Source organism: Virgibacillus oceani (assembly GCF_041521345.1).
GTDB classification, from domain to species: domain Bacteria; phylum Bacillota; class Bacilli; order Bacillales; family Amphibacillaceae; genus Virgibacillus_N; species Virgibacillus_N oceani_A.
Genome location: NZ_JBGOHB010000011.1, coordinates 1 through 18,223, shown reverse-complemented (window position 1 = coordinate 18,223; position 18,223 = coordinate 1). Strand labels below are relative to the sequence as shown.

15 protein-coding genes, 6 tRNA genes and 1 pseudogene are annotated in these 18,223 nt (G+C 38.0%); 19 read left to right on the top strand and 3 right to left on the bottom strand.

Annotated features, from left to right (window positions below; genetic code table 11):
• The first annotated feature begins 133 nt into the window (after positions 1-133).
• The 10 genes from ACDX78_RS09645 to ACDX78_RS09600 all read left to right on the top strand — a co-directional run bounded on the left by ACDX78_RS09645 (position 134) and on the right by ACDX78_RS09600 (position 7,086).
• Positions 134-1,759 carry a Na/Pi cotransporter family protein gene (locus ACDX78_RS09645; protein ID WP_486027367.1) on the top strand — a complete coding sequence of 542 codons (1,626 nt, stop codon included), beginning with the start codon at positions 134-136 and terminating at the stop codon, positions 1,757-1,759.
• A gap of 281 nt (positions 1,760-2,040) precedes the next feature.
• Positions 2,041-2,115 (top strand) — tRNA-Asn (locus tag ACDX78_RS09640).
• A 3-nt stretch (positions 2,116-2,118) separates the two neighbouring features.
• Positions 2,119-2,195: transfer RNA gene (locus tag ACDX78_RS09635), tRNA-Met, on the top strand.
• 16 nt (positions 2,196-2,211) lie between these two features.
• Positions 2,212-2,287: transfer RNA gene (locus ACDX78_RS09630), tRNA-His, on the top strand.
• A 17-nt stretch (positions 2,288-2,304) separates the two neighbouring features.
• Positions 2,305-2,381 (top strand) — tRNA-Ile (locus ACDX78_RS09625).
• Between the two features lie 10 nt (positions 2,382-2,391).
• Positions 2,392-2,484 (top strand) — tRNA-Ser (locus ACDX78_RS09620).
• A gap of 42 nt (positions 2,485-2,526) precedes the next feature.
• Positions 2,527-2,599, top strand: a tRNA-Phe gene (locus ACDX78_RS09615).
• 223 nt (positions 2,600-2,822) lie between these two features.
• On the top strand, positions 2,823-3,434 hold the full coding sequence (locus ACDX78_RS09610) for a superoxide dismutase (protein WP_486027365.1): 612 nt from the start codon (positions 2,823-2,825) through the stop codon (positions 3,432-3,434).
• A 162-nt stretch (positions 3,435-3,596) separates the two neighbouring features.
• The gene (locus ACDX78_RS09605) at positions 3,597-4,868 is read left to right on the top strand and encodes an MFS transporter (protein WP_486027363.1); all 1,272 of its coding nucleotides are present in this window, start codon (positions 3,597-3,599) and stop codon (positions 4,866-4,868) included.
• 73 nt (positions 4,869-4,941) lie between these two features.
• Positions 4,942-7,086 carry a peptidoglycan D,D-transpeptidase FtsI family protein gene (locus tag ACDX78_RS09600; RefSeq protein ID WP_486027361.1) on the top strand — a complete coding sequence of 715 codons (2,145 nt, stop codon included), beginning with the start codon at positions 4,942-4,944 and terminating at the stop codon, positions 7,084-7,086.
• A gap of 73 nt (positions 7,087-7,159) precedes the next feature.
• On the opposite strand, the gene ACDX78_RS09595 is transcribed toward ACDX78_RS09600, so the two are convergent.
• Both ACDX78_RS09595 and ACDX78_RS09590 read right to left on the bottom strand, forming a co-directional pair.
• On the bottom strand, positions 7,160-7,720 hold the full coding sequence (locus ACDX78_RS09595; protein WP_486027359.1) for a hypothetical protein: 561 nt from the start codon (positions 7,718-7,720) through the stop codon (positions 7,160-7,162).
• 28 nt (positions 7,721-7,748) lie between these two features.
• Positions 7,749-7,961, bottom strand: a complete 213-nt coding sequence (locus ACDX78_RS09590; RefSeq protein ID WP_486027357.1) for a hypothetical protein — start codon at positions 7,959-7,961, stop codon at positions 7,749-7,751.
• Between the two features lie 178 nt (positions 7,962-8,139).
• Here ACDX78_RS09590 and rpmG point away from each other — a divergent pair, with 178 nt between their 5' ends.
• The 5 genes from rpmG (at position 8,140) to ACDX78_RS09565 (ending at position 11,937) form a co-directional block, all read left to right on the top strand.
• On the top strand, positions 8,140-8,289 hold the full coding sequence (rpmG, locus tag ACDX78_RS09585) for a 50S ribosomal protein L33 (protein WP_486027355.1): 150 nt from the start codon (positions 8,140-8,142) through the stop codon (positions 8,287-8,289).
• Between the two features lie 111 nt (positions 8,290-8,400).
• A complete protein-coding gene (locus ACDX78_RS09580) occupies positions 8,401-8,985 on the top strand; it encodes a 5-formyltetrahydrofolate cyclo-ligase (RefSeq protein ID WP_486027353.1) in 585 nt (194 codons plus the stop codon).
• A 20-nt stretch (positions 8,986-9,005) separates the two neighbouring features.
• Positions 9,006-10,019 (top strand): ThiF family adenylyltransferase, encoded by a 1,014-nt coding sequence (locus ACDX78_RS09575; RefSeq protein ID WP_486027351.1) that lies wholly within the window; start codon positions 9,006-9,008, stop codon positions 10,017-10,019.
• Positions 10,020-10,083: 64 nt separating this feature from the next.
• On the top strand, positions 10,084-10,275 hold the full coding sequence (locus tag ACDX78_RS09570; protein WP_486027349.1) for a hypothetical protein: 192 nt from the start codon (positions 10,084-10,086) through the stop codon (positions 10,273-10,275).
• 114 nt (positions 10,276-10,389) lie between these two features.
• Positions 10,390-11,937, top strand: a complete 1,548-nt coding sequence (locus ACDX78_RS09565) for a rhomboid family intramembrane serine protease (protein ID WP_486027347.1) — start codon at positions 10,390-10,392, stop codon at positions 11,935-11,937.
• 39 nt (positions 11,938-11,976) lie between these two features.
• On the opposite strand, the gene ACDX78_RS09560 is transcribed toward ACDX78_RS09565, so the two are convergent.
• The gene (locus ACDX78_RS09560) at positions 11,977-12,837 is read right to left on the bottom strand and encodes a hypothetical protein (RefSeq protein WP_486027345.1); all 861 of its coding nucleotides are present in this window, start codon (positions 12,835-12,837) and stop codon (positions 11,977-11,979) included.
• 121 nt (positions 12,838-12,958) lie between these two features.
• On the opposite strand from ACDX78_RS09560, the gene ACDX78_RS09555 reads away from it, so the two are divergent.
• The 4 genes and pseudogenes from ACDX78_RS09555 (at position 12,959) to ACDX78_RS09540 (ending at position 17,809) form a co-directional block, all read left to right on the top strand.
• Positions 12,959-14,416: a spore germination protein gene (locus ACDX78_RS09555; RefSeq protein WP_486027343.1), complete on the top strand. Its 1,458-nt coding sequence runs from the start codon at positions 12,959-12,961 to the stop codon at positions 14,414-14,416.
• Between the two features lie 121 nt (positions 14,417-14,537).
• Positions 14,538-14,747, top strand: coding sequence for a YqgQ family protein (locus ACDX78_RS09550; RefSeq protein ID WP_486027341.1), 210 nt, complete (start codon positions 14,538-14,540; stop codon positions 14,745-14,747).
• Between the two features lie 198 nt (positions 14,748-14,945).
• Positions 14,946-15,624: pseudogene (locus ACDX78_RS09545) on the top strand (ROK family protein).
• A gap of 256 nt (positions 15,625-15,880) precedes the next feature.
• Positions 15,881-17,809: an LTA synthase family protein gene (locus tag ACDX78_RS09540; protein WP_486027339.1), complete on the top strand. Its 1,929-nt coding sequence runs from the start codon at positions 15,881-15,883 to the stop codon at positions 17,807-17,809.
• The last annotated feature ends 414 nt before the right edge of the window (positions 17,810-18,223 follow it).

Here is an 18,223-nt window from a genome sequence, read left to right as displayed (position 1 = left end):
GAAAATAATATATATAGAATGTAAATTTAGTGTAAATTTTTCTCGAAAAGCTTTACAAATAGTTTATTTTCATTTAATAATTAGATGGTATGCGACAAATTTACATAAGCGCGACGAAGGGTAGGGCTTAGTTTTGGAAATCGATGTTCAAACGTTATTATTTGAATTTATTGGTGGTCTTGGTATATTTCTCTTAGGTATCAAGTATATGGGAGAAGGATTGCAAAAGTCAGCAGGAGACCGTTTGAGAGATATTTTGGACAAGTTTACAAGCAATCCGTTTATGGGTGTCCTGGCCGGTATTATAGTCACCATTTTAATTCAAAGCAGTTCCGGTACGACGGTGTTAACCGTTGGATTAGTAAATGCCGGATTTATGAGTTTCAGACAAGCTATAGGAATCATTATGGGGGCAAATATCGGTACAACAGCTACTGCCTTTATTATCGGTTTTGATTTAGGGGCATATGCACTGCCAATTGTTGCCGCAGGTGCGTTTTTACTATTCTTTTTTAAACATCAGAAAGTAAGTGCCATTGGACAGGCTGTCTTTGGCTTCGGAGCGCTTTTTTTAGGATTGGAACTAATGAGCAGCGGTATGTCTCCACTGCGACATTTAGAAGTTTTTAAAGAATTAACTGTCAGCATGAGTGATACACCTATTTTGGGAGTAGTTATTGGAACTGTTTTTACACTGGTAGTTCAGAGTTCCACTGCTACAATTGGTATTCTCCAGGGCTTATATGGACAGGAAGCCATCAGTTTAAATGCCGCACTTCCTGTGTTGTTTGGTGATAATCTCGGGACCACCATTACGGCAATATTGGCATCAATTGGAGCTTCAGTAGCTGCAAGGAGAGCAGCTTTTACGCATGTTGCCTTTAATTTGATCGGTGCAACTATTGGTGTATTATTACTTGGTTTATTTACGCAGTACGTTTATTTTCTGCAAGCTCAATTAAATTTAAATGCCGAAATGACCATCGCTTTTGCGCATGGAAGTTTTAACATTGCAAACACCGTTGTTCAGCTGCCATTTATAGGGGCATTTGTTTGGCTGGTGACAAAACTTGTGCCCGGAAAAGATGTGATAGTAGAGTATAAACCGGCTCACCTTGATCCTATTTTTATCCAGCAGTCATCCACGCTGGCACTGGATCAGTCAAAAGCCGAAATTATACGAATGGGAGAATATGCTTCACAGGGGCTGGAAGAAACAGCGAAATATTTAAATACAAATCAACAGAAACACGCTGAAATGGCAATGCAAATTGAAGGTGCTTTAAATAATTTGGATAGACGAATTACAGATTATCTTATTGATATATCAGCAGGATCATTGTCAGAAACGGAAAGTGAGAATCATACAGCACTAATGGATACTGTTCGAGATATAGAAAGAATAGGTGACCATTTTGAGAATATAATTGAATTAATTGATTATAAAATATCCAATAAAGTTCTGATGACAGACCAAGCTTCGGAAGACCTTAATGAGATGTTTGATTTAACAGTTTTAACAGTTAAACAATCTGTGGAAGCATTGCAAAAAATGGACAGAGAAACAGCATTGGCAGTGGTACAAAAAGAGGATCAGATTGACAAGATGGAAAGGAATTTCCGTAAAAAACATATTATTCGTATGAATGAAGGTTTATGTTCAGGAGCAGCAGGAATTGTATTTGTAGATATAATCAGCAATCTGGAACGAATTGGAGATCACGCTGTTAACATAGCAGAAGAGGTATTGGGTGATTAAAAAAAAGATTTATTTTCCCGGTGAAAAGCAGGCAGACAACATACTGCCTGCTTTTTTATGGTACGCGTCAGCTTTGTCATTTAAGTAAATATAAAACTGAATAAAAAGTGTTGACAGAACCTGTCGAACATGGTAAATTATATTTTGTCGCTGTCATATTTCGGATGTAAATTATCGGCAAAAAAATTCCCGAGTGTATATTTGTGAAATATAGTTGTTCACTGTATACGGTTGTAACACGAAGAGCAATAAAAGAAGAGCAGTATATTACGATAAAATTTTCCACAGTAGCTCAGTGGTAGAGCAATCGGCTGTTAACCGATCGGTCGTAGGTTCGAATCCTACCTGTGGAGCCATGTGGCGGTGTAGCTCAGCTGGCGAGAGCGTACGGTTCATACCCGTGAGGTCGGGGGTTCGATCCCCTCCGCCGCTACCAAACATAAAAGCATATGGCGGTCGTGGCGAAGTGGTTAACGCACCGGATTGTGGCTCCGGCATACGTGGGTTCGATCCCCATCGATCGCCCCATATACTTACTATATCAAGGACCCTTAGCTCAGCTGGTTAGAGCTATCGGCTCATAACCGATCGGTCGCAGGTTCGAGTCCTGCAGGGTCCACCATATCTACCTTGGAGGTATACCCAAGTTCGGCTGAAGGGGTCGGTCTTGAAAACCGAGAGGCGGGTCAAACCGCGCGGGGGTTCGAATCCCTCTACCTCCTCCATACATATTCTAACTAAGATCCCGGAAATCAGAAAGAGAATAAGGCTCGGTAGCTCAGTCGGTAGAGCAACGGACTGAAAATCCGTGTGTCGGCGGTTCGATTCCGTCCCGAGCCACCTTTTAATGAACAAGCAAATCGCTTGTGTTTTTTTGTCTATGGAGCATGATTATGATTAAAAAGTTTATTACATATGTCAAATGGGAAGAGTATACTATGTCATTGAGGAAGCGATTATTGTGCATATAATTTGCAAGAAGCTGTATGCTTTGATACGCTTACATTAAAGGGTGAATTTTCAATCCTTTTAATAATTATTTTATTAGAGGAGGACATGAATCATGGCAAAATTTGAATTACCAGAACTACCATACGCTTACGATGCTTTAGAACCTACAATCGATAAAGATACGATGAACATTCACCATACGAAGCATCATAACACTTATGTAACAAAGTTAAACGGTGCATTGGAGGGACATGCAGATCTTCAGGACAAATCCCTTGAAGAGCTCTTATCCAATCTGGACGCTGTACCTGAAAGTGCACGTACAGCCGTTAGAAACAACGGTGGAGGACATGCAAACCATACATTATTCTGGAAAATTATGTCCCCGAACGGCGGCGGTGAACCATCAGGAGAATTAGCGGACAAAATCAACAGTAAATTTGGTAGCTTTGATAAATTCAAAGAAGAATTTGAAGCAGCAGCTGCTGGCCGTTTTGGTTCCGGATGGGCTTGGTTAGTGCTTGACAATGGCGATGTAGAGATTACAAGTACGCCAAATCAGGATACGCCTGTAATGGAAGGTAAAACACCATTATTGGGGCTTGACGTTTGGGAGCATGCTTACTATCTAAAATATCAAAACAAGCGCCCTGATTATGCTAAAGCATTCTGGAATGTAGTCAACTGGGACGAAGTAGAAAAGAATTATAACGAAGCAAAATAACAAACTGTTTTGTAACTAAAAGGAGTGCGTGATGTAAATTCACGCACTCCTTTTACGTTAGTTGTAAAATGTGATCTCCATTACCTTATATTCAATTCAGCTACTGCATATCTCACTCTTTATTGTTTAAACTAAAAGCAGAGAACAAAAAGGAGTTTGGATATGCGAAAAGGTCTTTCTTTTTTTGACAACCAAATAGAAATAAATAAAGATTTAATTTTACTGCTCGTTATTGGCGGACTTTATTCATTAGGAATTTTCCTTTCCAATACATTTGTTAATATTTACTTGTGGAAACAATCCGGGGATTATATAACCATCGGCGTGTATAATTTGGCTATTTTTATATTCCAGCCCATTACATTTATCATAGCCGGAAAAATTGCTAAAAAAATTGATCGCGTTATTGTATTACGTTTGGGCGTTATTTTTTTGTCATTATTTTTCCTTTCCGTGTTAATTATCGGGGACCAGGCAACTAAATATAATTTTATGCTGGGAAGCCTGTTGGGAATCGGGTATGGTTTTTACTGGCTTGCCTTTAATGTGCTTACTTTCGAAATTACCGAGCCGGATACAAGAGATTTTTTTAACGGATTTTTAGGTGTACTACAGTCATTTGGCGGCATGATCGGACCAATATTGGCAGGGACGATTATTGCCAAAATGGAAGAAAATATTGGATACACTGTTATCTTTACAATTTCCTTCATTTTATTTATTTGTGCAGTTGCAGGCAGCTTTTTTCTGAATCGAAGACAGGCGGAAGGAAGCTTTCACTTTAAGCGGATCCTGCAGGAAAGACATCATAATAATAATTGGAAGAGAATACTGTATGCCAATACGTTTCAGGGGTTAAGAGAAGGGATTTTTGCATTCATTATTGCGATATGGGTCTACCTTGTTACACAGAGCGAGTTTGCTTTAGGAACATTTAACTTAGTGCTATCAGGGTTATCATTATTGTTTTATTTTGCAGCCACCAAATTCATTAAGCCTGCATTAAGGAAAAAAGCAATATTGACAGGATCCCTTATACTCTATTTTTCCATTTTTATTATATTATTTGATATCAGCTATTTCCAACTGATTATTTACGCCATTTTAATTGGAATTGCCTATCCGATCATCAATGTGCCGTATGTATCATTAACTTATGATGTGATAGGAAAAGCCTGGAAAGCGAAAGATTACCGTGTGGAGTATATTGTTGTCCGTGAATTGTTTGTAAATATTGGCAGGGTAACTTCCATTGCCGTATTTTTATTAGCTATTTCTTTGTTAGATGCAGAAAAAGTAATTCCTTACCTGCTGATTATTTTTGGATTGGGTCCTTTATTTATTTATTTTTTAACAAAGAACATTCATTTAGGAAGCAGGCAAAAGAAAGAGGTGTTAATTAAGGAACAGATTACCGATGAAAAAAATAGATGAATCGGGTTAGAATTCGGAAAGATCCGTGCTATAATGTATAAGATAAAACTTGTTGCATTTGGGGGAGAGAAGTATGGTTAAAAGAAAAAAGAAAAAGAAGGCACAGCTTCCCTTTCGGATAAATATATTATTTTTTGTTGTATTTTTATTATTTTCGGTGCTTATTTTGCAATTGGGAGTAGTTCAGATTCTACAGGGACAAGATTTTCAAGAAGAAATAGACCGTACGATTCAAGATACAACCAATATACCCGTTCCGCGCGGTAAATTTTATGACAGTAACTATAATTTGATTGTTGATAACAAACCATTATATTCCATCACCTATACACCGGCAAAAGGAACCCAAGCCGATGATCGGCTTGAAGTGGCAGAAAAGCTTGCAGAACTTATCTCCATGGATAGTGAGGATGATTTAGAAGGGATTACAGATAGGGATAAACAGGAATATTGGTATATAAAAGATGAAGAAAATAAAGAAAAAGCAGATGAGCGATTGGAAAACTTGGATAATGAACAGTTGGAAGAATTAGGTGTTGAAGAGGTAAATGAACTTTCCAATGCAGAAGCATACCGTGAAACGCTGTATTTGATCGAAGAAGAAGAATATGAAGATGTAACTGATGATGAGCTTGAGATTATTGCAATAAAAAAAGAATTAGATAAAGCATATTCTCTAACACCGCAAATTATTAAAAATGAAGATGTCACTCCAGAGGAATATGCGAGAGTTGCCGAGAATCTGGATCAATTGCCGGGTGTCAATGCTACAACAGACTGGAACCGTGAGTATCCATACGGAAATACATTCAGCAGTCTCCTGGGGTCTATTACATCTCAGGAACAGGGAATCCCGAAAGAAGCAGAACAACATTATTTAACAAGAGGCTACGCAAGAAATGATCGTGTAGGGACAAGCGGCCTGGAAGAATATTATGAGGATCTGCTTCGCGGCAGAAAAGAACAGATTCAATATACGACTACAAAAGACGGCACTGTTGTTGGAACAGAAACTGTGGTTGAAGGAGAAAGAGGCAAGGATTTAGTTCTTACTATTGATATGGAATTTCAGGAAGAAGTGGATAATATTGTTCGTGAAGAATTGGAAACAGCGATTAATAAACATCCATATCAAAACAGATTTATGTCCGATGCAATGGCAGTGGTCATTAATCCGAAGACTGGAGAACTGCTGGCTGTGAGCGGCCAGACCTATGATCGGGATGAAGGCGAATTCATTAATACTGAGTTCAAAGCTTTATATAACGCCCATGAACCAGGATCTTCTATTAAAGGAGCCACTGTGCTGGCAGGTTATGAGTCAGGTGTTATTTCACCGGGCACAACGTTTAGAGACCGGCCGATTGAGATTGCAGATACAATTAAAGGTTCTTATGATACATTAGGCCCGGTAAATGATTATTCTGCGTTAAGCAGATCATCCAACGTGTATATGTTTTATATTGCATTGAAGATGGGCGGGGAACATCGCTATCCATTTCCAAATGGCAGTACTGCAAGCTATGATTCAAGTGCTTTTCAGAAAATGCGTAACTATTTCCAACAGTTCGGCCTTGGTGTAAGAACAGGGATTGATTTTCCATATGAAAGTACAGGTTTAGAAGGAGCCGACATTAGTAGTCCGGGTTTTTTAATGGACTTTGCGATAGGACAATTTGATACTTTTACAACCATGCAACTGGCACAATATATTGCAACCATTGCCAATGACGGTTACCGAGTGCGTCCCCATTTTCTTAAAGAAGCAAGGAATCCTGTTGCCTCTGAGGATGAATTGGGATCTGTATATCGCAGTGTAAATACAGAGGTGATGAATCGGATTCAGATGGATCAATCGGAAATTGAACGTGTTCAGGAAGGCTTTCGCCGGACATTTCAATATTCAGAAGGAACAGGTTCAGATCATTGGATGGATAAAGATTACAACCCTGCAGGCAAAACCGGCACTGCGGAAACGATGTACTTTAGAGATGGTGAAAAATTAGCTGATACGGATAACCTTTCACTAGTCGGTTATGCGCCGTTTGATGATCCGGAGGTGGCATTTGCCATCATTTCCCCCTATACAGGAGTTGTAAGTGAACAGCATCCAATCACACATATGATCGGTACTAGAATCATGGATACGTATTTTGATATGAAAGAAGACAGGGATGAGGAAAATCAGGAAACATCCGAGGATGAAGAAGAGGATTAGATAATAGGTTAACCAATCCCTTACTCCATAGAAAAAACCGCTTGCCGTATTTAATTCGGCAAGCGGTTTTGAATTATCTTGTTATTTCCTCTGCGATGTCATACATGCTCATATCGCTGGTTAAATCAAATTCCCCAATTTGCACCCTTAAACTGTAATCCTCATCTTCTATATACTGATTAAATTCACTTGCATCTTCAACAATATTATTTTCTTCCAGCAGGGAACTGAATTCAGAAGTAGTCATTCCAGGTTCAATGTTTAATGTATATGTAGTAATTTCTTCTTCATTTTCTTCTTCATTTTCTTCTTCATTCTCTTCTGACTCTTCATTAGAACCATTTGCTTCTTCGTCTACATCTTCTTCAGACTCATCCTGATCTTCTGTGTTCTCCTCATTACCTTCTTCCTCTTCTTCATCGGCTGCTAGACTATTATCATTGCTTACTGATAAAGAGATATACTCTTCTTCAGCGATAATTCGATAGCCTTCCTCTTCTACAAGCGGGGCCATTTCTTCCACAGTTAATTCTTTTGTTTGTACAGACTCGCTGCCAAAAAAATAATATCCGATAAGTGTGATAACCCCAGCAGTAAATAGACCGATGGAAAATGATCGTACGGTATGTTTCATGTTTTTCTCCTTCTCTATTGTTCTTAGGTTATGAATGGTTCTTTTTTTCCAGTATTTCATCTGTCAGCAATTCTTCTTCAAGAATTTTGATCTTCTTTTTCATCTGATATGTATCCTGCATGGTCGTAATCGAAAATTGTTCAAGCTGGCTCTCCAATTCTTCCATTCTGTCATTCATAAAAAATGATAGAATAAATAAAACGACAGCAACGCCAATAATGGCTATTATTGCATAAAACATATTTAATCCTCCGTTTCTTTTTCTACATATAGTTATAACATAGATTCAATCGAGAGAAAACCATAATTTTTTTCCATCTGGTTCTTGTCAGTTGGAGGAACATCTGCTATTATAAATAAGTCGAAGAAGATTATTCGCTGCCTAAATAGCAATTTTCTTATAGTTTGGAGGGAAAAGCATGCGCGTAAACATTACTTTAGCTTGTACTGATACAGGAGACCGTAATTATATAACAACAAAGAACAAACGTACAAATCCTGAGCGTATTGAGCTTATGAAATATAGTCCGAGACTAAAAAAACACACTTTGCATCGTGAAACAAAATAAATTTGAAATGAGATAAACCTTTATCGTCTGTAACGAACGATAGGGGTTTTATTTTTTGTTCCCTGTTTTTTCCGTTATAATAAAGAATACATATTGATTTTATGTGAAGAGGTGTTACCAATAAATAAAAAAGCATTACGAACATCTGCCATAACGGAATTAAAGCAATTTTCCGATGCTGAAAAGAAAGTAACAGAAGAACAATTTCTAAAACATTTAACAGCATCAAATATATGGAACGAGGCAAAAACCATTGGCATTACAGTGTCACAGGGATTTGAATGGGACACAAAACCGATTATTGAAGCAGGCTGGAAAGATAATAAAACAGTAGCAGTTCCAAAATGTGCCCCAAAAGAAAAACAGCTTACATTTTATAAATTGGAAGGGTATAACCAATTAGAAATCGTGTATTATAATCTACTGGAACCAGAGCCGGAAGAAACGTTAATGGTAAATAAACAGGAAATAGATATTTTAATTGTACCTGGTTTACTGTTTGACAGGCATGGTTACAGAATCGGCTTTGGCGGGGGTTTTTATGACCGATTCTTAACAGATTTTTCGAACACGACGATTTCCATCCTGCACTCGAATCAGCTAACGGAAGAAGTACCAAGAGAATCATTCGATATTCCGGTAAAATATTTGATGACGGAAAACGGCTGGGTGGGACAAAATCCATCATTAGTGTAAATTGAAAAGTGGGGGAGAACATGGAGAAAGAAAGATATTCCAGGCAAATGCTGTTTCAGCCAATCGGTGAATCCGGACAGAATAGAATAGAAAACAGTACCGCACTCGTTGTTGGAGCCGGAGCATTGGGAACGGTTATTTGTAACCATCTCGTTCGTGCAGGGATAGGCAAACTGCGAATCATCGATCGGGATTATGTAGAAATCAGCAATCTCCAGCGGCAAATGCTGTTTGATGAAGAAGATGTGGAAAAAGCGTTGCCAAAAGCCGTGGCGGTAAGAGAGAAACTGCAAAAAATAAATAGTAATGTAACCATAGAAGCAATTACAGGAAATGCTTCTGCTGATAATATTCATGAACTGACAGAAGATGTAAATGTTGTTTTAGATGGTACAGATAATTTTGCGACAAGATACCTGTTAAATGATATTTGCTATAAAAGAAATATCCCATATTCCTATGGAGGTGTTGTAAGTTCCAGAGGAATGACAGCTTTTTTTGTCCCAAATGAAACCCCGTGCATGCGCTGTATTATGAAGGAGGGATCCGATTCCGGCCAAACTTGTGATACTGTAGGCGTTATTTCTCCGGCTGTCGATATGGTCTCGTCGATGCAGGTGACGGAAACGTTGAAATATTTAACCGGAAATAAAGCGCGTTTACGACAAACGCTTTACACTTTTGATCTTTGGTATAATTACCAATACGAAATAAGGCTATCAAACAGGAATCCAAATTGTCCGACATGCCAAGAAGACCTTTATCCGTCATTGGAAAAGCATGCAGAAAATCTGGAAACCGTTTTGTGTGGAAGAAATACGGTGCAGATTCACGAGAAGAAAGAAATGGATCTGTCCAAATGGGAAGATAAACTATCCCGAATCGCTGAGACAAAACGAACCCCTTTTTTATTAAAGGCGGAATTCAATAATCATATTCAATTTATTCTTTTCCCGGATGGCCGAGTGCTTGTGCAGGGAACAGAGGATATTATTTCAGCGAGAACCTGGTATGACCGTTATATCGGTTCATAATGTATAATTTTTACGATAAAATAAATAATAAAAACACCATCACTATCTAGGAGAAGGTGTTTAGATGAGATTTTTATTATTTTTCACGGCAATATTCTCTGCCATTGCCCTGCTCTACAAATGGAGATATCGGGTTTTGAACATTTTACTGGCCGTCAGTTTTTTAAGAAGACTGACCATTTTATTATCCATGAAGATACCCGGATTGAGGGCAAAGTTCTTGCCAGGTCTATTTTCAAAAACGCCTGCAAATTAATCAAATCAATAAGCCAAAAAGAAGTTGTTTTGAATAAAACAGCTTCTTTTTTTACTTTCCAAAAGAAATCTCACACTTAATTTGATATGATGGTAAGCAAGGAGAGAAGTGACTATGTATTTAAATGAACAGTATACAATGTACAACTTAGCATATCATTTAACCGCAAATCATGGGTTTCACGTTTTACATATAAATGAAAAAACGGAAGAAATATGGCTGGAGAAATATAAAAATAAAAGATCTGTTGTTGTACGTTTTTTGCATCATGGCTTTGATTGGAAAAATCATTTAAAAAAAGATATAGCTCAGGTATTTCAACGGGCAAAAGCAATGAAACGCCAGTTTTCCGGCAAGCATCTCGAAATACATAACGTATACGTGTCGGATTATCCCCCTGTCGATGATTGGGAATCACTTAAAAAACCAATGCAATTGAAAGAAAGAAACCCGGTTAAAATGAAAGTGTATTACTTATCAGAGAATGACGAGGAGGATGAAGCTGCCAGACTATTAAAAGATGTGGAAACATCCACCTTGCCTCAGGAAAATTATAGAGAAGATACTGACTATAAGGAAGAAAAGGTTGATGAATATAAAAAGTATCTAGCAGCCGAGATCAAGCGCAAACAAAAAGAAACAGAAGAAGTATTCTCTTATGGAAAGGTTTTATTCACCTACCTTTTATTAGTGATTAATATATTTATTTTCTTTGTCATTGAATCTGCCGGTGACAGTCAATCGATAGAAACGTTAATTGAATTCGGAGCAAAATATAACCCTGCCATTATTGAAGGGGAATGGTGGAGAATTATCACCTCCATGTTTCTTCATATCGGATTTTTACATTTGTTTATGAACATGCTTGCTGTATATTACTTAGGAACCATTGTGGAACGAATTTATGGTTCGTCTCGCTTTTTGTTTATTTACTTTTTAGCCGGAATCGGTGGCGGGCTGGCAAGCTTTGCTTTTTCCGTGAATGTTTCCGCCGGGGCTTCCGGAGCATTGTTCGGCCTGTTTGGCGCTTTGTTGTATTTCGGGGTCAATTACAAACAAATATTTTTGCAAACCATGGGAAGAGGTGTATTGCTTGTTATTGCCATCAATGTTGTCTTCGGTTTTACCGTCCCACAAATTGATAATGCAGCACACCTAGGCGGTCTTCTGGCTGGTTTTATTGCCTCTGCCATTATTCATTTGCCAAAAAAGCGGGATTTTCGCAGGCAGGGCTTGGCATTCCTGGTATATATTCTTATGATCGGGTTGTTAATTGTTTTTGGTGTGCAAAATAATGTGGAGAGTCAAGGGTTCTATTTAATGAAAATGGAAGAATCTCGGATGGATAATAACTATGAAGAAGTTGTTGAATTAGGTACGGAAGCACTGGAAATGGATGGAGATATGGAAGGGAGCATCCTGTTCCAGCGGTCATATGCTTATATTGAAATTGGTGAGTATGACCTTGCCATAGTGGACCTGGAAGAAAGCATACAATATGAAGATCTGCCCGAAGCCTATCATAATCTTGCATTGTTGTATTATCAATTTGACCGTACGGAAGAAGCTGAGGATGTAATAAAAAAAGGCTACGAATTAAATCCATCAGACGAGGATATTACAGAATTATATGAACAGATTACCGGTGAATCAGCAGATTGATAAACGACTGTCATCTTGCGTTTTAGATGACAGTCATTTTTATTCCAACCCGTATTTTTGCAGCAACTGTTGTTTTTCTCCGTTTAATTCAAAAAGTACTTGCAAATGCTCCTGGTTTTTATCAAATAAAACAATAGGTATATAACTGTGAGCTCGATCTGCATCTTCACTTACAATAGGAATAATATAATTTTTGTATAACCCTTCCCATAGCTGTCCTATTATTTTGTCTGTTTCTGCTTGTGTCATGGAAGGAAGGGGCTCATCCTGGTATTTATCCAATTGCGTGAGCGGCACCGCTAAATAGTCCTTTTGATTTATATCATAATACGTAAAAAGCTGATGCCAGTGAAATAATAATTGCTGTTTTGAAGCCCGATCCAATAAATTCTTCCATTCCGCTTCAAAGTCATTGCCCGGTTCTTTGAAAGATTCCAGCGCAGTTGCGGGAGAATCAATGACGTATAAATAATCAGTCGTAATTCTATGAATACTTGTAATTTCACTTCCGTCATCATGAATCTCACCGTGATGAAAACTGATTACCTGAAAATAACTGCTGTCTTCCTGAAGAAGTCTTTCCTCGATATGTATCTCATCTGTATCCTGTACCCATTTACTGCGCACCCCTCTAAGTAATCCATTTTCAAATAAAAGGGATGCATCCTGACGCAAATAAAAAGGCTGATCACTTTTTGAGTCTGTCGTCCATTTCATTTCAAAACGGTCTTTTGCATTTTCTGCAACTAAAGATAATTTTGATTCTGCTTCCACAAATGATCTCTCTTCGTTCAATGGAAAATAAGTAATGGCCGGGGATGAAATATATTTAAAAGCATATATGATAGTAATAATGGCTATTAGCGTAAAAAGAAAAAAGAAAATTGTCCATTTGTTCATATGATTTCCCCCTATAAAGCTAGTCCTCTAACATATATGCCAGTCCGTCCATGTTTATGAATCTGCCTATGTATAAATTCACCGCAGAAAGCAAAACTATAAACGATTCGGTGGTGATAACATGGCAAATAAAAAAGTATCGGTACAAGCTTCGTTTAAAGAAAAAGTAAAATATATGAAGAAACGGCTCGGTGTGGATAAAAGTTTCGATGTAATCCATCTTGATTTGGAATACGCAGGCAGAAAAATGGCACTTTTTTTAATAGATGGTTTTGCAAAAGATGATATTATGCATTTACTGATGAAATTATTAGCAAAACTTGAAGAAGGGGATTTAGACCCTGACCCGCTGAAAAAATTACTTAAAACTTATATTCCGCATATCGAGGTTGATCAGTCGGATGATTTGGATGAAGCCGGAGATCATGTGTTGTCAGGACAATCAGCTCTTATTGTGGAAGGCATAGACACCTTGATTATGATTGACGCCAGAACCTATCCTGCCAGATCGCCGGAAGAGCCGGATTTGGAAAGAGTTGTTCGCGGGTCCAGGGATGGATATGTGGAAACAATTGTTTTTAATACATCATTAACAAGGAGAAGAGTTCGTGATCGATCATTGCGGATGGAATATTTACAAATTGGCAGAAGATCAAAAACGGATATCTGTATTTGTTATATAGAGGATATTGCAGATATAAAAAGAGTTGATCACTTAAAACATACGCTAAAAAAAATAGATACAGATGGTTTGCCCATGGCAGAGAAAACGGTGGAGGAGTTCCTTAGCGGCAGACACTGGAATCCATATCCAACAGTGCGATACACGGAAAGGCCGGATACAGCAGCATCGCATCTATATGAAGGTCATGTACTAATTATCATAGATGGGTCACCGAGCGTGATGATTACACCTGCGACGTACTGGCATCATATGCAGCATGCAGAGGAATATCGTCAAAAGCCTCTGGTTGGTGCCTATTTACGGATGGTGCGTTTTTTAGCTGTTTTTCTGTCTATTCTCGTACTGCCGTTGTATTATTTATTTTCTGTAAACGCCGAACTGCTTCCTGCTGCATTATCCTATATTGGGCCGAGTGAGGCGGGTGTCGTCCCATTACTGATTCAGTTTTTAATTGCAGAAATCGGTATTGACATGCTGCGAATGGCAGCCATCCACACACCATCTTCACTGGCTACAGCACTGGGACTTGTCGCAGCTATTATGATCGGTGAAGTTTCTGTGCAAGTAGGATGGTTTTCCAATGAAGTTGTTTTATATATGGCACTCGCTGCCATAGGAACATACGCTACGCCAAGTTACGAAATGAGTCTTGCAAATAGGCTGGTAAGGGTTTTCTTATTACTGACAACTGCCGCTTTTGGCGTTATCGGTTATACAGTCGGGATTACTTTATGGTTATTATATTTAGTAAGAATGCAATCGTTTAACATTGCGTATTTCTGGCCTGTATTACCGTTTTCTTATCGTCCATTTCGGGATATATTCGTTCGGTCACCAATCCCCCTTAAAAACAGAAGACCTTCTTTTTTGAATCCAAAAGATCCGGATCGCTAAATATGCGGTCCGGATTTTTAATTCCTCCCATTTATGTCAAACAGCGTTTATTCAAAATCAGGAACTTTTTACTATTATAATTTAGGATAAAATTTGGTATAATGATGGTTGGTGATTTTTAATGAAAACCGTATATGAAGTACAAAAGCTTTTAATGAAATTCGGAACCGTCATTTATACTGGAAACCGAATTGGTGATCTGGAATTAATGGAGTCAGAACTGGAAGAATTATTTCAGCATCAATTTATAAGTAACGATGAATATTTACAAGCCAAGCTGCTCCTTAAAAAGGAAGTCAGAAGATTAAGCAGTAAAAAAGGTGATGCATGACATGAACAAAAAAATTATTGGAGTAGATATTGGCGGAACAACGATAAAAATTGGGTTTATAAACCAGCAGGGAAAGATAATAAATAATGGGAAATAAACACGAATAAAACAAACAGCAAGCATATTCCTTATGACGTATGGAATTCGATACAACAGGAACTAGGCAAACAACGATTATCTGAACAAGCATTTTGAGGAATTGGCATTGGGTCCCCAGGTTTTATTGATGAAGTCAATGGGATAGTATATAACGCTTTTAATGTAGGCTGGGAAAAATTTAACCTTGTGAACCAATTTGAAAAACATACCAAACTGCCGGTGTTTTTAGGAAATGATGCAAACATGGCTGCTAGGTGAAAATTGGAAAGGCGCCGGCGATCAGGTGAAAAATATGATAACCATCACGCATGGCACTGGTGTCGGAAGTGGCAATATTACCGGAGGTATCCTTCTAACCGGGGAAACCGGCATGGCCGGAGAAATTGGACATATGACAGTGGATATTCATGGTCATCGTTGCAACTGTGGCCGCATAGGATGTTTAGAAACTATTTGCTCTGCTACAGGAATTGTCCGCCAGGCAAAAGATATTTTTGAACTTGCTAAAGCAGGGGATAGCGGATCTTTACAAATTAGACAATGTACCGCAGGGAGCCTTGGGGTGTCCATTGCCAATGCAGCTGCAGTACTGAATCCTGCAAGCGTCATTATCGGTGGAGGAGTATCCCGGGACGGAGCTGATTTCCTCACCAATATGAAAACAGCATTTGAAAAATACGCGCTCCTTGGATTAAGTTCTGCTTGTGAAGTGAAATTAGCACAACTTGGAAATGATGCCGGGATTATTGGTGCGTTCCTAGTTAAACAAAAAACATAAAAAATTGCATTTTAAGGTTTATTTTTTGAAGAAAATCTATTAAAATGTAATCTTATAGAAAATCTATGAAACTTTTTGTGTATAAATATCGTCTAGTATTATAGCAAATAAGAAATGTTTGAAATGGGAAAGAAAAGGGAATATAGCGTATAGCCAATTAAATACACAAAACAATCCTAAAGAAATAATCAATTTGTATTATTAGAAAAGGTAAATATGGGAATACGCAGGAAAGGACTTTCAGGAGGATCAGGTTATGAAATTTAAAAAATTGAACATACCACTTTATATTATTGCGTCATTATTATTTGGATTAAAAACATATATCGTTTATCGATTTATGTTTAATATTGATTTGGAAAACTCTATGCAGGAGTTAATATTATTTATTAATCCATTCGTATCAGCATTTTTAGTTTTTGCTATTAGTGTATGGTTTAAAAAGAAATCAAGGCAGATGAAATATGTCCGCTATATGTTGCTTCTCGGAACGCTTATTGTATTTGCCAACATGGTATTTTACCGGTCATTTACAGACTTCATTACGATCCCTCAATTATTTCAGGGAAGTAATGCAGCAGATCTCGGTTCAAGCATTTTTACGTTAATTCAACCGTATGATATTTTATTGTTTGTAGATGTGGTACTGGTTTGGATCCTTAGTAAGAGAAAAGAACAGGTAATGGCAGTCAATTACCCAAAAAGCGGGAAAGTGTTTGCTGTAGCATTATCATTTGCACTCTTAGCAGGTAATTTCTTTCTTGCTGAGATGGAAAGACCACAGTTATTTACACGTGGTTTTGACAGAGAGTATCTTGTTAAAAACATCGGGTTATTTAACTATCATGTGTACGATATCGTGGTTAACGCGAGAACCCAGTCACAAAAAGTATTTGCGGATGGAAATGAGTTGCCTGAAATTGAAAACTATATTCAGGAAAATGTAAGAAGTGACCAGGAGTCCGAATTATATGGAGTAGCTGAAGATAAAAACGTTATTTTCATATGGGCTGAATCCATCCAAAGTTTTGTCATCAATAATGATGTCTACGGTGATGAAATAACGCCATTTTTAAACAGCCTCACGGAGGATAAGGACACTTATTATTTTGAAAACTTTTATCATCAGACAGAACAGGGGAAAACTTCGGATTCCGAGTTTATAGTGGAGAATTCACTTTATCCGTTATCACGGGGGGCAGCTTTTTTCACCCATGGACAAAATGAATACCATGGTCTTACTGGAATACTGAATGAGCAGGATTACCATTCATCAGTTTTCCATGCAAATAACAAGAGTTTCTGGAACAGGGATCAAATTTATAACAGTTTTGGTGTCGATCAATTCTATGGACAGGAAGCATATGAAATTACGGAAGAAAATTCAGTTGGATGGGGTTTAAAGGATAAACCATTCTTTGAACAGTCCATCAAATATTTACAGTCAATGGAAGAACCATATTTTTCAAAATTTATCACATTAACAAACCATTTTCCATTTGAACTGGATGAAGAAGATCAATCTATTCAAAATTTCGATTCCAATTCAAATACTTTGAATAACTTCTTTCCGACAGTCAGATATATGGATGAATCCATTGAGTTATTCTTTAATCAGTTAAAAGATGCAGGCATCTATGATGATTCCATTATCGTTATTATGGGTGATCATGATGGAATCAGTGCCAATCACAACCGTTCTATGGCTCATTACATGGATCAAGAGGAAATAACACCATATGACTATGTACAACTTCAGCGTGTTCCATTTTTCGTGCATATCCCAGGACATGGGGAAGGGGAAGTGAAATCCGAGATTGCCGGTCAAATTGATGTTAAACCTACCTTGCTGCACTTGCTGGGTATTGACACGGATCATGATTTCTACTTTGGTAATGATTTATTCCATGATGACCGAAAAGATTTCATTGCCCTGAGGAATGGAGACTTCATCAGTGAAGATTATGTTCAGGCCAGTGGGTTATGCTATGACAGGGATACTGGTGAACCACTGAATGGAGAGGTCAGTGAAAAACAAGCAGAGGAAGAAGCAAACTCAGCTAGTGCTTGTGACCAAATCAGCGAACAGGTCGACCTGGAGTTAAGGTATTCCGATGATATTGTATATGGCGATCTATTCCGATTTATAGATTATGATTCAGTTAATCAGGAAGTACAGGAATAAAAAGTTTCAATAAGATAAAAGAAGCCAGCCGGACCCGGCTGGCTTCTTTTATTATCAGTAAAATTTGCGGTCTATGGGTAATTTTTAATATAGAAATAAACTCGGCCAGCCCTCATATAAGGCAATAGTGAATTTTCACGGCGGGACGTGCATTTACACCCAGGCCCAAATGTTTTCGGTATATTTTGCAGCTCCAAACCCCTACGCTGGGACGAAGAAAATATCCCACCTCTCAAAGCGCAGTCCATGCGTTGTTAAACGGGCGCTTGCGCTTTTTGTACACACACGTAAGCGTAAAATAGTCCACACCTGTTTTTCAGATGTGGACTACTGTTATAATTTATTTAGATTTATTAGGAACGCGGCATTCATCAGGGAGTGTAGCGGACCACGGCAGAAGTCGAGTCAACTGCA